Raw genomic sequence first — 17618 nt, 5'->3', positions numbered from 1 at the left:
CTCAATCACCCGTCAGCCCTTGACGCCCGGCTGGCGAAAGGGGCACACAGGACGGGCATGGTGCTCGATGCGGTGCAGACCGCCGGAGCATAATCGGGAATGGGGGTGGGCGGATAGTTGCGCCGCCCAAAACCCCAGCCGCCCCCGCGACTGTAAGCGGTGAGGGGCTCCGATCAGCCACTGGGCCGCAAGGTTCGGGAAGGCCGGAGAACCCCAGTGAACCGCGAGCCAGGAGACCGGCCGTGCATGTTTTGTGGCCAAGGCCGTCGGGTGTGACGGCAGGAAGGAACTGAACCATGCATATCGAACCCGGAGTCGTATCGGGCGCCAAGCTCGTGTTGAGTTACGCAACCGGCATCGCCGTCGGCGGCGTTGCGTTGAAGCTCGCGGTCGAGACCGTGCGCGAGCAGGGCATCACGTCGTTCGCGGCGCGGACGCTCGCCACCACGGGCCTCGTGTTCGTCTTCTTCGAGATCCTGCCGCACTTCCCGGTCGGCGTGTCCGAGGTGCACTTCATCCTTGGCTCGACCCTGTTCCTGCTGTTCGGGGCAGCGCCGGCGGCCTTCGGCCTTGCGTTCGGCCTGCTGTTCCAGGGTGTGTTCTTCGAGCCGCCGGACCTGCCGCAATACGGCATGAACGTCACCACGCTGCTGGTGCCGCTGTTCGCGATCCAGGCGATCGCCGGACGGATCATTGCCCGCAACACCGCCTATGTCGATCTCAAGTATCGCCAGGCGCTGGCGCTTTCGACGACCTATCAGGCCGGCGTCATCGCCTGGGTCGCGTTCTGGGCGCTCTATGGTTCCGGCTTTGGCGCGACCAACCTCGTCAACATCGCGACCTTTGCGGCCTCCTACGCGCTCGTCATCGTGATCGAGCCGCTGGCCGATCTCGCCGTGCTGGCGCTGGCAAAATCGCTGCGCGGCGTCACCGCGCCCGGCCTCGTCACGCCGCGCCTGCACAACGCGGCTTAAGAGACAAGGGGCGGCCGCGATGGCCGCCCCCACACGCGCGATGCTCACGCTCTCCCTGATAGGCATCGGTTGCGGTGATCCCGAGCAGCTCACGCGCGCCGCCGTTCAAGCCATCAACGCGGCCGATCTCATCCTGATCCCGCGCAAGGGAACGGCGAAATCCGATCTCGCCGATCTCAGGCGAACGATCTGCGCGGATGTGCTCACCAGCGACAAGACGCGCATCGCCGAGTTCGATCTTCCCGTGCGCGACGCCGGTGAAGTGGACTATCGCAAGGGTGTGGGCGATTGGCACGATGCGGTCGCCGCGACGTGGTCGCGGACAATCGCAAGCCATCTCGAAGGTGACGGCAAGGTCGCGCTGCTGATCTGGGGCGATCCTTCGCTCTACGATTCCTCGCTGCGCATCGCGCGCCGGCTCGATCCCTTGCCTGATATCGAGGTCATCCCCGGAATCACGTCGATCCAGGCGCTGTGCGCGGCGCATGCGCTGCCGCTCAACGACATCGGCGAGCCCTTTCTGGTCACGACGGGACGGCGCTTGCGCGAGGGCGGCTGGCCGCAAGGCGTCGACACCGTGGTCGTGATGCTCGATGGCGGCACGGCGTTCCAGTCGCTCGATCCGGCCGGGCTCGACATCTGGTGGGGCGCTTATCTCGGCATGCCCGATCAGATCGTCATGTCCGGCGCGCTTGCCGAGGTGGGGCCGCGCATCGCCGCGTTGCGGCAGCAGGCGCGCGAGCGGCATGGATGGATCATGGACAGCTACATTCTCAAGCGCAGGCCGTAAGCGAGGCAGCATGCTCCCCGACTGGGTCACCCAAAAATGCCCCGAAATCTCCGCGGTCCATCGCGAGGCGGCGATCGCGCGGCAGGCGCAACTGACGAAGCCGACCGGCGCGCTCGGCCGGCTCGAGCAGCTCGCGATCGAGCTCGCGGGCCTGCAAGCGACCAAGCAGCCGCGCGCGGCACGCGTGCCGATCATCATTTTCGCCGGCGATCACGGCATCGTCGCGCAAGGCGTGTCGGCCTATCCGCAAGGAGTGACCATCGCGATGATGGCGAATTTCGCCTCCGGTGGCGCTGCGATCTCGGTGCTGGCGCGGGAGCTTGGTTCGAGCCTAGAGGTGGTTGACGCCGGCACGTTGGCGCCGGAGGCGGTAGCGGGCATCGTCATCGACAAGCCGCGCAGCGGCACACGCGATTTCAGTGTCGAGGCTGCGCTCGCACCGTCCGAGCTGGCCTTCGCGTTCGAAGCCGGCCAGCGCGCCGTCGCGCGCGCGGAAGCCAGCCAGCCCGATCTTCTGATCTTCGGCGAGATGGGCATCGGCAACACCACGACCTCGGCGGCGATCGCGGCGAGCCTGCTCGGCGTGAACGCCGAGGAGATCGCCGGCAGCGGCACCGGTATCGATGCCGCCGGCCGTGCGCACAAGGCGCGCGTGATCGATGCCGCGATTGCGCGTCACTCCGTTGCGGGTGCGCCGCCCGAAAAAATCCTGTGCGCCGTCGGCGGCCTCGAGATCGCCGCCATCTGCGGCGCCATCATTGCGGCCGCGCAAGCCCGCATCCCCGTATTGATCGACGGCTTCATCGTGTCGGTCGCGGCGCTGGCGGCCGTGCGGCTCAATCCGTCGTGCCAGCCGTTCCTGCTGCCCTCGCATCAATCGGCGGAGCAGGGGCATCGTCTGGTGCTGCGCGCCCTGAACGTGCAGCCGCTGATCAGCCTCGATCTCAGGCTCGGGGAGGGATCGGGCGCCGCCATCGCGCTGCCGCTGGTGCGGCTCGCCTGCAGCCTTCACAACGGCATGGCGACCTTCGCGCAGGCCAATGTGCCGGATCGCCCGGCCTGATCCGGCTCACGCTATGCGCTGATTGACCGACGCGACGCGCCAGCCGGTCGCGAGCCGGTCGATCCGGGTCAGCGACAGCGGATCGATCACGAAGCGCAGCGCGGCTTGCGGCGCAAGATCCAGCGCGATGCACAGCGCGGCGCGGATCGTGCCGGAATGCACGACGAGCGTTGCGGGTCCAGCTTCGATCCGTGACAGCCCATGTCGGACGCGCGCGACCTGGTCCTCAAAGCTTTCACCTCCCGGTGGTCGTGCGCGCGCCGGATCGCCCCAGAATTGCGCGTAGGCATCGCCGCCCATTGCGGCGAGGTCGTCGTGCCGCCGGCCGGTCCAATCGCCGAAATCCTGCTCGCTGAACTCGCCCACCAGCTCCGGTTCGAGCCCCAGCGCGCGCGCGGTCTCGACCGTGCGCCGCGACGGGCTGGCATAGCTCGCAGAGTCCCGCGGCAGGCGCTGCCGCAGCGCTTCCAGTCGCGTGCGATCGCCGAGATCGGCGGGCGCGTCCGGCGCGTGGATCGTCCCTTTGATGCCATCGACGGGCGCATGACGGATCAGCCAGAGGAAGGTCTCGCCTTCCATGCTTCTCTCCAAGGAAGTTGGTCGCTGTGGCAATAACGCCGCAACTGGTACATTGACTCTGTCTCGATCGTAATCCTAGATGCTCGCGACGGTTTCCCCCGAGAGGGGATGAAAAGGGAATGCGGTGCGGGGATGTTTCCCCAACGCCGCGGCTGCCCCCGCAACTGTAAGCGGATAATCCTTCGTCAGACGCCACTGGGTCCTCGGTCCCGGGAAGGCGACGAAGTGGTGATGACCCGCGAGCCAGGAGACCTGCCGTCAGCCGTGGTCACACGCGAAGATGTCGGTCGGGGAGTACAGACATTCGGCTTCATCGGACGGCTGACAAGCCAAGGGTGAGACCTCGTTCGCTGTGACGTGCCACTGACGTCATACCGAGGTCCCACTGTGTCTTCTATTCGTCTTGGACGATCGCGCCGTTTCCTGCTCGCCTCCGCTGCCTTCACGTCGTTTACAGTCGCTGATCTGCCTGCCGCGCTGGCGCAGCAGGTCCGCGAACCGCTGCCACCCGTCGAGGTGTCGCCCAACCAATCCCGCAAGCAGGCCAAGCCGGCTGGCCGGGACGCGCAGAGTGCGCGTCGCGCAACGCCGCGCCGGCCAGCGGCCGCATCCGCAACCCCCAAGCCTGCCGTGCCGGCGGCGGCGGCGCCCACGCCGCTCAACAGCAACGCGGTGGCCGAGAGTGCCTCGCGTCTCGGCCTCACCGTGCGCGAGACGCCCGCGACCGTCGAGGTGATCTCGGCCGCGACCATGCGCGAGCAGGGCTATCGCACCGTGTCCGAGGTCGCCCAAGGTGCGGTCGGTGTCACCTCCGGCGACGCTCCGGGGGAGCCGGCAGGCTTCTCGATGCGCGGCTTCACCAACAGCCAGATCAACACGCTCTACAACGGCATCAAGATCGGCCCGCAGAACATGACCTCGCGGATCATGGACACGGCCAATCTGGAGGCCGTGGAATTCCTCAAAGGCCCGGCCTCGCTGATCTCGGGCGAGGGCGCCGCCGGCGGCGCGATCAACTTCGTCACCAAGCAGCCGCACACCGGAGCGATCCGCAACGAGGCGGACTTCTCGTACGACTCCCTGAACTCGTTCCGTACCCATTACGGCTCGGGTGGCAGCACCAACGTTCAGGGCCTCGACTACCGCTTCGACATCAGCCGCTCCTCGCTCAACGGTTTTGTCGACGACACCAACACCAAGACGCTCGACGTCTCCGGCCAGCTCAACTACCGCGTCTCCGACAGCCTCAAGGTCTGGGGCGCGATCGAGTACCGTGAGGATCGCGGAAAGGCCTATTGGGGCGCGCCGCTGGTGCCGATTGCCTTCAGCGGCTCGCACGCGACGACAGGGATTGTCTCCGGCAACTACTTCAACAGGACCGACCTCGGGGCTGTCACGATCGACGACCGCACCTTCAACACCAACTACAACGTCCTCGACAACCGAAACGTGGCGCAGGAGGTCTGGCTGCGCGGCGGTTTCGAGCTGAAGCTGGCGCCCGACCTGACGCTGAAGAGCCAGGCCTATGGTTACGGCGCCGAGCGCAGCTGGTTCAACAACGAGATCGAGGCGTTCAACTCCGGTACGAACCTGGTCGATCGCGAGCGCTTCTATGTCGCGCACAGCCAGCGGCTGGTCGGCAACATCACCGACCTGATCTGGGATACGAACATTGCAGGCTTCGACAACCGGCTGGTCACGACGCTGTCGTCGAGTTATCTCGATTTCGTTCGGCCGGGTGCAGCGAATTTCCCCGGTGACTCCGTCTCGCTGGTCAATCCCGACCGCGGCTTTTATGGCTCGCTCGAGATCCAGCGGCAGACCGCACGGATCGACAACGAGGCGCTGTCGTTCGAGGACCGGCTGAAGCTGACCCGGACCTTTGCGCTGATCGGAGGCCTCCGCGTCGAGCATATCGGGCTCGATCGCAATTGGACCGACAAGACCGGGCTGGAGAAGGCGGGTTTTCCGTACACCAAGGGCTGGGCCCCGGTGACGGGGCGCATCGGCTACACCTGGGAGGCCGTGCCCGGGCTGACCTTCTTCAGCCAGTACGCCACCGGCGCCGATGTATCCGCCAACAACATCTTCCTGCTGTTGCCGACCCAGCCGCTGGACCTGACGACGTCGCGCACCTACGAGACCGGCGTCAAGCACCTGTTCTGGGACAACCGGGCGGAGTGGTCGTTCTCGGCCTATGATATCCAGCGCAAGAACGTCTATGCGGCGGCCGGCGGGCAGGCGCTCAATATTGCGGGACGGCAGGAGTCGAAGGGCGTCGAGCTCGCCGCCTCGGTGCGGCCGATCGAGCCGCTGCGGCTGTGGGGCAACATCGCCTATGTCGATGCGCGCTATGCCGACTACAATTTCGTCGGCGGCTCGTTCTCGGGCAACACGCCGCCGAACGTGCCGCGCATCGTCGCGAATGCTGGTGCGTCGTACCGGTTCTTCACGCCGTGGCCGGTGGAGCTCGGCATTGTCGGCCGCCACGTCGGCGACCGCTACAACACCGACGCCAACACGGTGACGATGAACGCCTACACGGTCGGCGACGTCTACGCCTTCGTCGACATCCCCAAGGCGGTCTTCAATGCCGTCGACCAGGCTCGCCTGACCTTCCGGGTACGCAACTTCACCGACAAGCGCTACGCGATCTGGGGCGATCCGTTCTATCCCGACCAGATCCTCCTGGGCGCGCCGCGCACCTACGAGATCTCGGCGGCGTTCAAATGGTAGGGCACTGAGCGCATGATGGGCGCGATCGTCCTGCTGCATCGCTGGCTCGGGATCGCGTTCTGCCTGCTGTTCGCGATGTGGTTCGCCACGGGGATCGTGATGCATTTCGTTCCGTTCCCGTCGTTGACGGAAGCGGAACGTTTTGCCGGCCTTGCTCCGGTCGAGCGCGTGCAGGCCGCCATGGCGGTTGCCGATGCCGTGGCTGCGAGCGGGATCGCGGACGCAACGCGTGTGCGCCTGATCCAGCGGAGCGACGGACCCGTCTACATCGTGTCGGGGCCCTCGCGTTCGCGCGCGGTCCGCGCTTCCGACCGGCAGGATGCGTCGGTGTCGTCGCCCGAGGTCGCGCTCGCCATCGCGCAGGCGCATGCGCGCCAACGCGGGCTCGATGCCGCGCATACGGCGATCGTTGCGCACGCGGACTACGATCAATGGAGCGTACCGAACGGCTTTGATCGCCACCGGCCGCTGTTTCGCGCGGCGCTTGGCGATGCCGCCGGAACGGAGATCTACGTCTCGTCCCGTACTGGCGAAATCGTCCTGGATACGACGCGGAGCGAGCGCGGCTGGAATCTCGTCGGCAGCGTGCTGCACTGGATCTACCCGACGGTTCTGAGAAGCAACTGGGCGCTGTGGGACGGCGTGGTCTGGACGCTATCGCTGCTGGCTCTGATCGCGGCGATGTTGGGGGCGGTGCTCGGGATCGCGCGGGTGAGGGTGCAGGGACGTCAGATCTCCTCGCCCTATCGCGGCTGGCATGCTCTGCATCACATCGTCGGCCTGGCGGCGACAGCCTTCGTGCTGACCTGGATCTTCAGCGGCTGGCTCTCGATGGACCACGGCCGGCTGTTCTCGCGCGGGCAGTTGACCCCGGCTGAGGCCGGCGTGACGAACGCCTTGCCGGACTGGAAGACGGCCGCCTCGCTCGATGGGAAGCCGGTATCGTCCTCAGCCCGCGAAGTCGAATGGCTTGGCTTCAACGGCATGGTCTATCGACGCGAACGGATTGGTCTCGACCAGCAGGTTTTGGTCCGGCTGAACGTCCGAGAGGCAGGCGTGTTCAGCGCGCAAGAGGTCGAGAGTTGGATGACGCGCCTTGCGGCCGGCTGCAGCGCGCCGTCCGTTCTTGCGGTCAATGACGACTATCCCGCGCAATCCATTGTCCCGGGTGCGCCTGTCTACCGTGCCCGCTGCGGCGACGTCTGGTTCGACATCGACAGCGCCGACGGCCGCGTGCTGCAAAGGCTGGATGCGTCGCGGCGGGCCTATCGCTGGTTCTACGGCGCGCTGCACACGCTCGACTTTCCGGTCCTGTTGGCGCATCCGCGTTTGCGCGATGTCCTGATCGTCGGCCTCTGCGCGCTCGGGCTTGTGTTCTCGATCACCGGAATTGTCATCGGGTGGCGGCGGTTGCGTCTGTCATTCGCCGGCTAGACGGGCGCGTGCGGCGCCCGATAAACAAAAAGCGCGAAAACAACCCCATGCACAGTAGCCGGTGATAATGGAATCAACGGCTTACGCACGTGTCGACGCGATTTGACCCGTCGGGCAAAACAGGGGTATATTGCTATTATTCCGAAATCGTCGCTACGCCTGCAACAGCGCCTCGATCTGCCGGGCGGCGCGCAGCAGCGTGCGGTCCTGGCCGCGCCGGGCGATGATCTGGAGGCCGAACGGAAGCCCGTGGGAATCGGTCCCGCACGGAAGCGAAATCGCCGGCAGGCGAGCGTGATTGACGAAGGGCGTGAACACGGCATGCCCGCGCGGGCTCGCCGCACGGCCGCCGATCAAGTCGGGTCCGAGCTGGGTGAACGGCCATGCGACGCAAGGAACAGTCGGCGTGAGCAGCAGGTCGACCTCGGTGAAGAACGCCGCGAAGGCATTGGCGATCGCGGCGCTTGCGACCAGCGCACCCGCAACGTCCGCGCCTGACCAGGCGAGCCCTCGCTCGATCTGCCTGGCGATATCAGGATCGAAGACAGTCGGGTCCTTGCGGAAGGCGTCGCCATGGAGCGCGGCGAGGCCGGCATGCTGAAGCGGCATGAGGGCGTCTTCCGTCGCGCCGGCGGGCCAGACGGGATCGCGCTGCGAAATAGGCAAGCCTGCAGCGGCTAGCCGCGCGATGGCAGAAACGAGTCCATTGGCGACCACATCATCGACGGCGACATCAAGCCCGAGGCGCGGGGAGAACGCGATGCGCAGGCCGGCGGGATCATCGGCCCCCTGCGCGATGACTGCGGAATCTGGATCGCGCGGATCGACGCCGGCCATCGTCTCGAACGCCAGCGCGATATCGGCAACATCGGCCGCGATCGGTGCGATGACGGAGAGGCCGAAGAACGGCTCGGCGAAGCCGGGCCCATAGGGGATCGCGCCATAGGACGGCTTGAAGCCGGCGACGCCGACATGGGCCGGCGGCCTGCGGCTGGAGCCGCCCGCGTCGGTGCCGATCGCGAGCGGCACGAGGCCGGCGGCGACGGCCGCGGCCGGTCCGCCAGACGAGCCGCCCGGCGTCAACGCGGGATCGAGGGGATGACGTGTCGGGCCGAACAGCGGCGATGTGGTGACGCCTTTGCTGGCGAACTCGGAGGTGGCGCCGATGCCGGCGACGACCGCGCCGGCCTTGCGCAGCCGCTCGACTGCAATCGCATCCTGTGGCGCGATGAAATCGCAAAACAGGCGCGAGCCCTGCGTGATACGCCAGCCGCTGGCCCAGATGTTGTCCTTGACGACGATGGGCACGCCGGCGAGCGGCATCGTCTCGCCGGCACGCAGGCGCTCGTCGACCGCGGCGGCATCGGCCAGCGTGCGCGCGGGATCGGTCGTGACCACCGCGTTCAACGCCTTGGCGGCCTCGATGCGCGCGAGCGCGGCCTTCGCTGTCTCGACGGCGCTCGTCCGTCCGGCCGCGACATCGGCCGCGATCTCGCGGGCGCTATGTGCTGGCTTTGTCATGGCCTCCCCAGATCAGCGCCACTGTGCCGCAGAGGGCGAGGCACGCCAAGGCGAAGAACGCCGCGCCAAGCCCGGCCACACCATCCAGGATCGAGACCACGGCCGGCGCCGCCAGCAAACCGGCATAGGACGCGGTCAGCACCGCGCCGGTGGTCTCGCCGATCCGGTCCTGTGGGGCGAGGCGGGCGATCTCGGCGATGAAGACGCCGTTCCAGCCTGACGCCGTCAGGCCAAACAGCGCCACCACTGCGAACTGCCAGGTGCGGCCGAGCGATCCGCCGTCGAGGCCAAGCAGCGCAGCGCAGAAGGCCATGCCGAGGCCGATGACGACGAGCACGGCGCGGGAGGCGTCGAGGCGCATGGCGACGTAGCCCCAGCCGAGCCGGCCGACGAGGCCGCCGGCTTGCGCGCAGGCGAGCGCCATGCCGGCCTCGATGTGGCTGAGGCCGAGCTCGCTCGTGCCGAGTGTGACGAACACCGTGTTGAGCGACACCTGCATCGCGCTGAACGGCATCGAGGCCAGCGCCAGCATCGCGATGCGCCGGTCGGCCGTCATCAGCGCCAGCCGCGCGCGGAGATCGAGCTTGGGAGGCGGCACGATCTTGCCGGCATAGGCCGGCCGCAGCCATTCGAACAGCACGATCGCGAGCAGCGCCAGGGCGGCAACGGCCGCATAGCACCAGGCCGGCCCGAACGCGATGGCGATCGCAGGCAGGGCTAGCGAGCCGCAGACCGCGCCGATCTGGTTGCCGGTCTGCCGCACCGAGAAGACGAAGGCGCGGCGCTCGGCGGTCACCAGCCGCGCCAGCAGCGCCGCGCTTGCGGGCGTCTCGGGCCCCATGGCGAGGCCGAGGCAGAGCCCTGCGGCCAGCAGGGCGGCGCTCGATCCGAGTGAAGCCAGCGCCATGCCGACGACGATGGCCGCCGCGCACAGGCTCGCGATCCGCAGCGAGCCGACCCGCGCGATGAAGCCGCCGCCCCAGAACGAGGCGGGGATGCCGACAGCGAATACCGCGCATGAGAACATCGAGAGCTGCCAGACCTCGATATGGGCGCGCGGCGCGACCACGCCGGGCGCGAACAAGGCGAGAGCGACCAGCGCCTGGAGCCAGGTCATCGCGCCCAGGGCTGGCAGCAGTGCTGGCCGAGCGGCAGCGTTTCCGTCTATCATGGTGGCGCGCTCAGCGGAGGAACATGGTGGCAGGCGGTATTTCCATTCACGCGGTCGATGTGGCAAGCGGACAGCCCGCGCAGGGGCTGCGCGTCGAAATCTGGCGGATCGATCCCGACTCCTCGCGCATCGCCGACGGGCGGCTCGGCGCCAATGGCGTGCTCGATCACCCTATTGCGCAAGGCGCCGGCGTGACGGCCGGCGAGTACGAGGTCCTGTTTCATCTCGGCGAGTTCTTTAGCGACAGCGGCGGTTTTCTCACGGTGACGCCGTTCCGCTTCCGCATCAAGGAGGTCGACGAGCATTTTCACCTGCCGCTGAAATTCACGCGCTGGGGTTATTCGCTGTTCCGCGGCGCCTGATCAGTTCGTCAGCCGCCGCGACAGGCCCGTGACGCGCTCCATGACGGCGACCAGCGCGACAGTCGCGATGATCAGCACACCCGACAGCGCGGCGATGGTGACATCCAGCTTGCCCTCGAGATCCTGCCACATCCGGATCGGCAGCATGTCGGTCGCGGCATCGCGCAGGAACAGCGAGACCGGCACGTTGTCGAAGGATGACATGAAGGCGATGAAGGCGCCCGCGATGATGCCCGGCCGGATCAGCGGCAGCACGATCCGGCGGAACGTATAGAGCCGGCTTGCGCCCAGCACCGCCGAGCTCTCAAGCAAAGTCGGCTCGAGCTGGGCGAGCGCTGCGATCGTGTTGCGCACCACATAGGGGACGCAGACCACGGTGTGGCCGATCACCAGCGTCAGCGGCGACACCGGCAGGCCGACCAGTGAGAACAGCATCAGGGCGGCAAGCCCGAAGGCCAGCGCCGGCAGGACCAGCGGCGACATGAAGAGCGAATCGAGCAGCCGTGCCGACAGCGTCCGCGAGCGCGAGATCGCAAGCGCGGCGGCGACGCCGAGGACGACGGACAGGCCCGTCGCCCACAGCGCGACGATGAAGCTGTTCTTGGCCGCGAAGTGCAGCTGCCAGGCATTCCACAGTTCGGCGTACCAGCGCAGCGAATAGCCCGGCGGCGGGAACCGCAGCGAGAAGCCGCTGGTGAAGGAGACGATCAGCACCACCAGCGACGGCGCGATGATGATGATCAGCGCGATCACCGCGATCACGGTCATGACCAGCTCGAAGCTGATCGCCTCCAGGGTGCGCTTGCGACTGCTCATCACGCGCCTCCATAGCCGCGCGACAGGCGGCCGAGCGTGGTGAAGACTGAGACGACCGCGAGCACGGCGAGCAGGAAGATGATCGAGATCGCGGATGCAAAGGGCCAGTTCTGAAGCGTCGAGGCCTGCTGATAGAGATACATCGGCATGAACAACATCTGCCCGCCGCCGATCAGCGACTGGGTGATGAACGCCGTGATCGCGGCGGCATAGGTCAGCGTGCAGCCGGCGATCACGCCGGGCAAAGACAGCGGCAGCACGATCCTGAAGAAAGTCCGCCAGCTCCCAGCGCCGAGCGAGCAGGAGGCATCGTCGAGGTTGGGATCGATCCGGCCGAGCGCCGTGATCAGCGGCAGGGTCATCAGCGGCATCTGCACCTGCGCCAGCGCAATCACGACGCCGAACTGGGTGTAGAGCAGCTTCAAGGGCGTATTGATGATGCCGAGCGATTGCAGTGTGGCGTTGATGATGCCCTGGCGGCCCAGGATGACGATCCAGGCGAAGGTGCGCACCACGACGCTGGTCAGGAGCGGCAGCAGCACGATCAGGATGATGATGGTCTGAAGCCGCGGCCCGACCCGCTGGTAGAGCCAGGCAATGGGAAAACCTAGCACGAGGCACACGGCCGTCACCTCGGCGCCCAGCAGCAGCGTCGAGCCGAGCACCCCTAAGCTGAAGGGATCGGTGAGGAAGTGCAGATACTGGCCGAGCCCCCAATGGAGCCCGGCCGTGTCGTTGTGAAGCGAGAGCCAGAGCAGTTGCAGCAGCGGCGCCACGAAGAAGACCAGGAAGAACAGCGCCAGCGGCACTGCCAATCCCATCCCGTAGGAGGTCACGTCCCGTGATGCCGGTGCTGCACCCATCGTCAGGTCCTCAACGCTCTCAGATCTTGATCTCGCGGTTGAAGCGCTCGATCCAGGCCGAGCGCTGCTCGTTGATCTTCTTCCAGTCCTGGAACACGAACTTCTGCTTCAGTTCGGCCGTGTCCTTGGCGAGCACGCGCGCGATCTCGCCGCCCATCGTCACCTTGGAGTTGGTGGGCACGATCAGGTAGGGCGGGTTCATCAGCGTGGTCTGCACCTCCGGCGTCAGCGCCGCCTCGATCAGCTTGAAGGCGAGCTCGCGGTTCGGCGAGTTCTTGACGATGTGGATCGTGGTCTTGAAGGCGATGGCGCCTTCCTTCGGGGCCACGAACTCGACCGGCACGCCGCGCGCTTTCAGGATCTGGATGGCGTTGAAATTGCCGGGCGAGATGTCGATCTGGCCTTGCTGGAACAGGGTGGCGAGCGCGCCGGGATTGGCGGCCACGGCCGCGAGATTGGGCTTCAGCTCTTCCAGCGCCTTGAAGCCGGGATCGACATTGGCCTCCGAGCCGCCGCGCATCTTGGCGATCTCGACCAGCCATCCGGTGCCGAGCGTCGAGTTGAGGTTGGTGATGCCGACGCGGCCCTTGAATTCCGGCTTCCAGAGATCGGCCCAGGAGGTCGGCGGCGTCTTGACGGCTTCCGGATTGTAGGTGAGGCCGACGACCTGGAAGAACGGGGCGGGGCCCATCGGCTCCTGCGCCTCGGCGATCAGGTCCTTGTAAGAGGCGCTCTTCTCGACCGGATAGGGTTCAACCAGATCCTGGCCGATCGCGACGAGGGCGGGGCCGGGATCGTGCAGCATGACGTCGATCGGCGGATTGGCCTTGGCGGCATTGACCTTCGCGATCTGGTCGACCGAGAGCATGGGATCGAGCACCATCGCGGCGTCCGCGTTGGCTTTGCGGAAGGCCGGCACCAGCACGGCCTTGTGCGCTTCCTCCCAGCTTCCGGTGAAGGTCGCAAACACCAGCGGGCGGGCCTGGGCGAAGCTCAGGCCCGGAAACGCCTTCATGGCGCCGAGTGTGAGTGCGGTCGTCATCAGGCTTCGGCGGTTCATGATCATATTCGAACTCCCTCTGAACAAGGACTGGATCTAAAGCGTTGCGGGAAAGGCGTTGGCGAGCGACGGGGCGAGCGGTGCGAGGCGCACCGCGGCGCCGTTCTCCAGCGCGCGCGTCTCGCCGATGCGCGCCTGGGAGACCTTGACGCCGGAGCCGTCGGCGGTCGTGACTTCGTGGACGACGGTGGCACCCAGCGGCAGCGACATGCCGACCACGCCGGCGAAGCCGGCTTCGTCGCCGACGAATTGCAGGTGCTCGGGCCGGATGCAGACGGTGACGCGGCCACCTTCGGCGAGCGCGCCGCCGGCGGGCCGTGCGATGATCTCCGCGCCGGCATCGAGACGCACCTTGGCGGCGGTGCGGTCCGCCGAGACCACGACACCGGGCATGCGGTTGGTCGAGCCAACGAAGGTGTTGACGAACAGCGTCTGCGGACGATCGTAAACGTCGGACGGCGATCCGAACTGCTCGAGCTTGCCATGGCTCAGCACGGCGACGCGGTCGGCCATCGACAGCGCCTCTTCCTGGTCGTGCGTCACGATCAGCGTGGTGATGCCGGAGACGCGTTGCAGCCGCTTGACCTCGATCTGCATGTCGAGCCGCAAATTCTTGTCGAGCGCGGCAAAGGGCTCGTCGAGCAGCAGGATCGACGGCTTGATCGCGAGCGCGCGGGCCAGCGCCACGCGCTGCTGCTGGCCGCCGGAGAGTTGCCGCGGCAGCCGCTCGGCCATTGCAGGCAATTGCACCAGCTCCAGCAGGCGCTGCGCCTCGCGCTGGCGGCTCGCCTTGTCGATGCCGCGCGCGGCGAGCCCGTAGGCGACGTTCTCGCTGATCGACAGGTGCGGAAACAGCGCGTAGTTCTGGAACACGATGCCGACGGCGCGGCGGTTCGGCGGCAGCGTATCGACGATGTCGTCGCCGATGATGATCCGCCCTTGCGTCTGCGCGATGAAACCGGCGATGATCCGCAGCAGGGTGGTCTTGCCGCAGCCTGACGGGCCGAGCAGGGCGATGATCTCGCCGCCCTTGATGTCGAGATTGATGTTCTCGACCGCGAGTGCGCCGCTCGGATAGCGGTGCGTGACGGCGTCGACGACGAGCGAACGTCCGCTTGGCGCATCAGCCATGGTGTTGCCTCCCGTTGCTGCAGAGGAGAAAGCAAGTCTCGTGCCCGAAGCGCTCGCCTTTCGATGCGCGTTTTGACATGGTGGCCCGATGACATCGGTTTGCGACCTCACGTCCACGGAGCTTGCGCGTGCCATCGCCAGGGGCGAACTGTCCTCGCGTGAGGCCGTCGAGGTGCACCTCGCACGGATTGCGGACCTCGATACCCGATTGGCGGCGTTCGTCACGGTCGATGCGGAGGGCGCCCGACGTGCGGCGGACATCTGCGATGCCGCGCCCGCGCCGATCGGACCCCTGCATGGCGTGCCGATGGGGATCAAGGACCTCACCGACACCGGCGGAATCACGACAACTTACGGATCGGCTCTGTTCCGCGATCATGTCCCGGCCGAGGACGATCTCGTGGTCGCGCGGCTGCGGCGCGCCGGTGCCATCATTCTGGGAAAGACCAACACGCCGGAATTCGGCTTCGGTGCGGTCTGCACCAACCGGTTGTGCGGGCCGACGCGCAATCCCTTCGATCCCGCGCTGACCTCCGGCGGATCGTCGGGCGGCTCTGCCGTTGCTGTCGCGGCCGGCATGGTGCCGCTGGCGCATGGCACTGATTTCGGCGGCTCCGTGCGCACGCCCGCCAGCTTCTGCGACGTCGCCTCGATCCGGCCGACGCCCGGCCGCATTCCGTCGCCGCGCCGTCCGCTCGGCTGGGACATGCTGGCCACCCACGGCTTCCTCGCTCGCAGCGTCGACGACCTCGAACTTGCGCTGTCGGTCTGCGGGGGAAGCGACGCGCATGATCCGCTCTCGGCCGGAATTGTCAGTGACGATCGGGCGATCGCAGGACGTCCCCGGATCGCCGTCACGCCCGATTTCGGCGTGGCGCCGGTTGCGCGCGACGTTCGCGCCCGTTTCGCCTCCGCCTGCGACGAGCTCGCGCGCATCGCCGATCTCGTGCCGTCGTCGCCCGATTGCGGCGGCGCGATCGAGACCTTTCGCACGTTGCGCGCCGCTCACATTGCCAACAATTATGGTGATCTGCTGAGAACGCGCCGCGCCGAGCTCACGCCCACCGTGATCTGGAACATCGAGGCGGGCGCAAAACTCTCCGCCGAAGATTATCTCAACGCCGAGCGCCGCCGCACGGCGATCTACCGCAGCTTTCGCGAGCTGTTCACGCGCGCCGACTTCCTGGTCGCGCCGGCGGCATTGGTCTTGCCCTGGCCGAACGAGATCAGCGATGTCACCGCCATCGACGGTGCTCCGCTGCAGACGCCGATCGACTATCTCGCCGTCACCTTCATCGTGTCGCTGGTGGGCTTTCCGGTCCTGACCTTGCCGGCGCGGCGCCAGGTGAACGAGCTGCCGTTCGGCATCCAGATCATCGCGCCGCCGGGATGCGAATCCCGCTTGTTTGCCTTCGGCCGTATCATCGAGAACGAATTGGGTTTTTCGCATCGCCGGCCGCCCCTCTGATCAGCTGTCGCGATGCTCGAGCCGGGCGGCGAGCGCGTCGGCAAGACCGATGGTCGGCTTGGCGGCGGGCCGGCGGAACGTGCCCACCGTCGCCTTGCGCAGGCGCAGCGCCACCAGCGCCTCGGCCTGCTTCACGGCGGCAATGACCTGATCGACCACTGGGACGGGGACCCGGTCGGCGACGCGTTCGGCAAGGCCCGAGAGCGGTGCGCCGGCGAAGATCAGCACGTCGGCCTCGTCCTCGACGATGGCGCGCTGCGCGAGATCGACCAGCACATTCTCCTTCTCGGTGCCGACCTCGGAGATCGCCTGGAACGGCGTGTCGAGCATGCGGATGCCGGCGCAGCGATCCCACAGCCCGTGGGCGCGGACGCACTCTTCGTACCAGGGCCCCAACGCCTGGGCGAAGGTGATGATGGCGAAGCGGCGGCCGGCCATGCACGCCGTCAGCATCGCCGCTTCCGCCATGCCGACCACGGGAATGTCGAAGGTCTCGCGCGCGGCGAACAGGCCGGGATCGCCGAAGGCGGCGATGATCGCGGCATCGACCTTGTTGTGCTGTTCGGCCAGCATCTCCAGCGCAATGGCGCCGCCGATCTGCGCCTCGGTCCGCGTCGCGATATAGGGCACGCCGCGGGTCGCGGTGCAGGGGATCAGCTCCGTGCCGGGCGAGACCGCGCGCTGCCCGACCCGCATCATCAGCTGCGTGACTTCGGCGCTGGTGTTGGGGTTGAGCAGCAGCAGCTTCATGGTCACGCCGCCGTCTGCTTGGCTTGAGAGGTGGCGATCACTTCGAGCAGGGCGGTGCCGGTGCGCCGGACATGGGCGCCGAGCAGGCGGCCGGCCGCTTCGCTGTCGCGCGCCTCGAGCGCTGCCAGGATGTCGGCGTGCTCGTCGACCGAATTGCTCCAGCGGCTGTTAGCGCCGAGCGCGAGGTAGCGCGCGCGTTCGGCGCGGGAGATCAGCGTCTCGTGCGCCTCGCGCAGCGGCGTGTTGCGCGCCATGCGGACGATGGTGTTGTGGATCTCGCCGTTGATGGCGAAGTAATCGTCGAGCTTGCCGTTGCGGTGATGACCCTCCATGCGGGTCTGAAGCGTGCGCAGGCGGGCGAGATCGCGATCGGTGGCGCGCTCCGCGGCAAGCTCTGCGGCCAGCCGTTCGATGCCGGCCAGCGCCTCGAACAGTTCCGAGATGCCGTCAACGGCGATGTCGGCGATGCGGGGGCTGCGATTCGGGCGCAGCTCGATCAACCCTTCCGCCGCCAGCACCTTCATCGCCTCGCGCAAGGGGGTGCGCGACACGCCCAGCTCTTTCGACAGCCTGGTCTCCTGGGTCTGCGATCCCGGCGGCAGCTCGCCACGGATGATCATCGTCCGCATCCGCGCGGCGGCGCGCTCATGCAGGCCCATCCGCTTGAGTTTGGGCGACTTTCGTCCCTTCGGCGCTTCCGATTTCTGCTGCACGCGTGCCTCACTGCTTCCGCTCATCTTAGCCGTTTCCAGCCCTTTGACTTGCTCAAAATATCGACGCATCTCGCTGAAAACAATGGCACAACGCGCAAATTGTATGCAGCATGCAGAATCCCCGTTGCGCTGCCGCAAAGGCCGACCGATGATCTCTCACGACGCGCGAGACCTCGCGCCTTCGAAA

At 67.1% G+C, this 17618-nt stretch carries 16 protein-coding genes and 2 riboswitches; of the genes, 7 read left to right on the top strand and 9 right to left on the bottom strand.

From position 1 onward, the window contains the following. The first annotated feature begins 41 nt into the window (after nt 1–41). Nucleotides 42–260: riboswitch (cobalamin riboswitch) on the top strand. Between the two features lie 36 nt (nt 261–296). The 3 genes from A3M7_RS0140485 to cobT are packed head-to-tail and all read left to right on the top strand — an operon-like array spanning nt 297 to nt 2827. Continuing rightward, complete coding sequence (locus A3M7_RS0140485; RefSeq protein ID WP_027549010.1) at nt 297–974, top strand: energy-coupling factor ABC transporter permease; 678 nt, start codon at nt 297–299, stop codon at nt 972–974. A 40-nt stretch (nt 975–1014) separates the two neighbouring features. Further along, nucleotides 1015–1764, top strand: coding sequence for a precorrin-6A synthase (deacetylating) (gene cobF / locus A3M7_RS0140480; protein WP_027549009.1), 750 nt, complete (start codon nt 1015–1017; stop codon nt 1762–1764). 10 nt (nt 1765–1774) lie between these two features. Further along, complete coding sequence (cobT, locus tag A3M7_RS0140475) at nt 1775–2827, top strand: nicotinate-nucleotide--dimethylbenzimidazole phosphoribosyltransferase (protein ID WP_027549008.1); 1053 nt, start codon at nt 1775–1777, stop codon at nt 2825–2827. A gap of 6 nt (nt 2828–2833) precedes the next feature. Here the strand turns inward: cobT and A3M7_RS0140470 are convergent, their stop codons facing one another. Next, nucleotides 2834–3406 (bottom strand): histidine phosphatase family protein, encoded by a 573-nt coding sequence (locus A3M7_RS0140470; RefSeq protein ID WP_027549007.1) that lies wholly within the window; start codon nt 3404–3406, stop codon nt 2834–2836. A 72-nt stretch (nt 3407–3478) separates the two neighbouring features. Further along, nucleotides 3479–3681: riboswitch (cobalamin riboswitch) on the top strand. A 112-nt stretch (nt 3682–3793) separates the two neighbouring features. Here A3M7_RS0140470 and A3M7_RS50150 point away from each other — a divergent pair. After that, complete coding sequence (locus tag A3M7_RS50150) at nt 3794–6142, top strand: TonB-dependent siderophore receptor (RefSeq protein ID WP_027549006.1); 2349 nt, start codon at nt 3794–3796, stop codon at nt 6140–6142. 12 nt (nt 6143–6154) lie between these two features. Continuing rightward, on the top strand, nt 6155–7576 hold the full coding sequence (locus A3M7_RS0140460) for a PepSY domain-containing protein (protein WP_027549005.1): 1422 nt from the start codon (nt 6155–6157) through the stop codon (nt 7574–7576). 153 nt (nt 7577–7729) lie between these two features. Here the strand turns inward: A3M7_RS0140460 and A3M7_RS0140455 are convergent, their stop codons facing one another. Together A3M7_RS0140455 and A3M7_RS0140450 are read right to left on the bottom strand one after the other, a co-directional pair. Further along, nucleotides 7730–9097 carry an amidase gene (locus A3M7_RS0140455; RefSeq protein ID WP_027549004.1) on the bottom strand — a complete coding sequence of 456 codons (1368 nt, stop codon included), beginning with the start codon at nt 9095–9097 and terminating at the stop codon, nt 7730–7732. Then, nucleotides 9078–10268 (bottom strand): MFS transporter, encoded by a 1191-nt coding sequence (locus A3M7_RS0140450; protein ID WP_027549003.1) that lies wholly within the window; start codon nt 10266–10268, stop codon nt 9078–9080. Before A3M7_RS0140450 ends, A3M7_RS0140455 begins: the two co-directional genes overlap by 20 nt. Before the next feature lie 26 nt (nt 10269–10294). Here A3M7_RS0140450 and A3M7_RS0140445 point away from each other — a divergent pair, with 26 nt between their 5' ends. Beyond that, nucleotides 10295–10630 (top strand): hydroxyisourate hydrolase, encoded by a 336-nt coding sequence (locus A3M7_RS0140445; RefSeq protein ID WP_027549002.1) that lies wholly within the window; start codon nt 10295–10297, stop codon nt 10628–10630. Here the strand turns inward: A3M7_RS0140445 and A3M7_RS0140440 are convergent, their stop codons facing one another. The 4 genes from A3M7_RS0140440 to A3M7_RS0140425 are packed head-to-tail and all read right to left on the bottom strand — an operon-like array spanning nt 10631 to nt 14500. Next, nucleotides 10631–11446: an ABC transporter permease gene (locus A3M7_RS0140440; protein WP_027549001.1), complete on the bottom strand. Its 816-nt coding sequence runs from the start codon at nt 11444–11446 to the stop codon at nt 10631–10633. Then, nucleotides 11446–12309 carry an ABC transporter permease gene (locus A3M7_RS0140435; protein WP_027549000.1) on the bottom strand — a complete coding sequence of 288 codons (864 nt, stop codon included), beginning with the start codon at nt 12307–12309 and terminating at the stop codon, nt 11446–11448. Before A3M7_RS0140435 ends, A3M7_RS0140440 begins: the two co-directional genes overlap by 1 nt. A gap of 19 nt (nt 12310–12328) precedes the next feature. Continuing rightward, nucleotides 12329–13375 (bottom strand): ABC transporter substrate-binding protein, encoded by a 1047-nt coding sequence (locus A3M7_RS0140430; protein WP_027548999.1) that lies wholly within the window; start codon nt 13373–13375, stop codon nt 12329–12331. Between the two features lie 30 nt (nt 13376–13405). Next, on the bottom strand, nt 13406–14500 hold the full coding sequence (locus tag A3M7_RS0140425; RefSeq protein WP_027548998.1) for an ABC transporter ATP-binding protein: 1095 nt from the start codon (nt 14498–14500) through the stop codon (nt 13406–13408). Between the two features lie 88 nt (nt 14501–14588). Between A3M7_RS0140425 and A3M7_RS0140420 the strand changes: the two genes are divergently transcribed. Next, a complete protein-coding gene (locus A3M7_RS0140420; RefSeq protein WP_027548997.1) occupies nt 14589–15968 on the top strand; it encodes an amidase in 1380 nt (459 codons plus the stop codon). Here the strand turns inward: A3M7_RS0140420 and A3M7_RS0140415 are convergent, their stop codons facing one another. Further along, nucleotides 15969–16718 carry an aspartate/glutamate racemase family protein gene (locus tag A3M7_RS0140415; protein ID WP_027548996.1) on the bottom strand — a complete coding sequence of 250 codons (750 nt, stop codon included), beginning with the start codon at nt 16716–16718 and terminating at the stop codon, nt 15969–15971. A gap of 2 nt (nt 16719–16720) precedes the next feature. Continuing rightward, nucleotides 16721–17431, bottom strand: coding sequence for a GntR family transcriptional regulator (locus A3M7_RS0140410; protein WP_049824010.1), 711 nt, complete (start codon nt 17429–17431; stop codon nt 16721–16723). Nucleotides 17432–17618 lie beyond the last annotated feature (187 nt).

This window comes from Bradyrhizobium sp. WSM2254, assembly GCF_000472645.1.
Lineage (GTDB): Bacteria > Pseudomonadota > Alphaproteobacteria > Rhizobiales > Xanthobacteraceae > Bradyrhizobium > Bradyrhizobium niftali.
The sequence above is the reverse complement of the archived record's forward strand: the minus strand, read 5'-3'. Positions and strand labels throughout refer to the sequence as shown.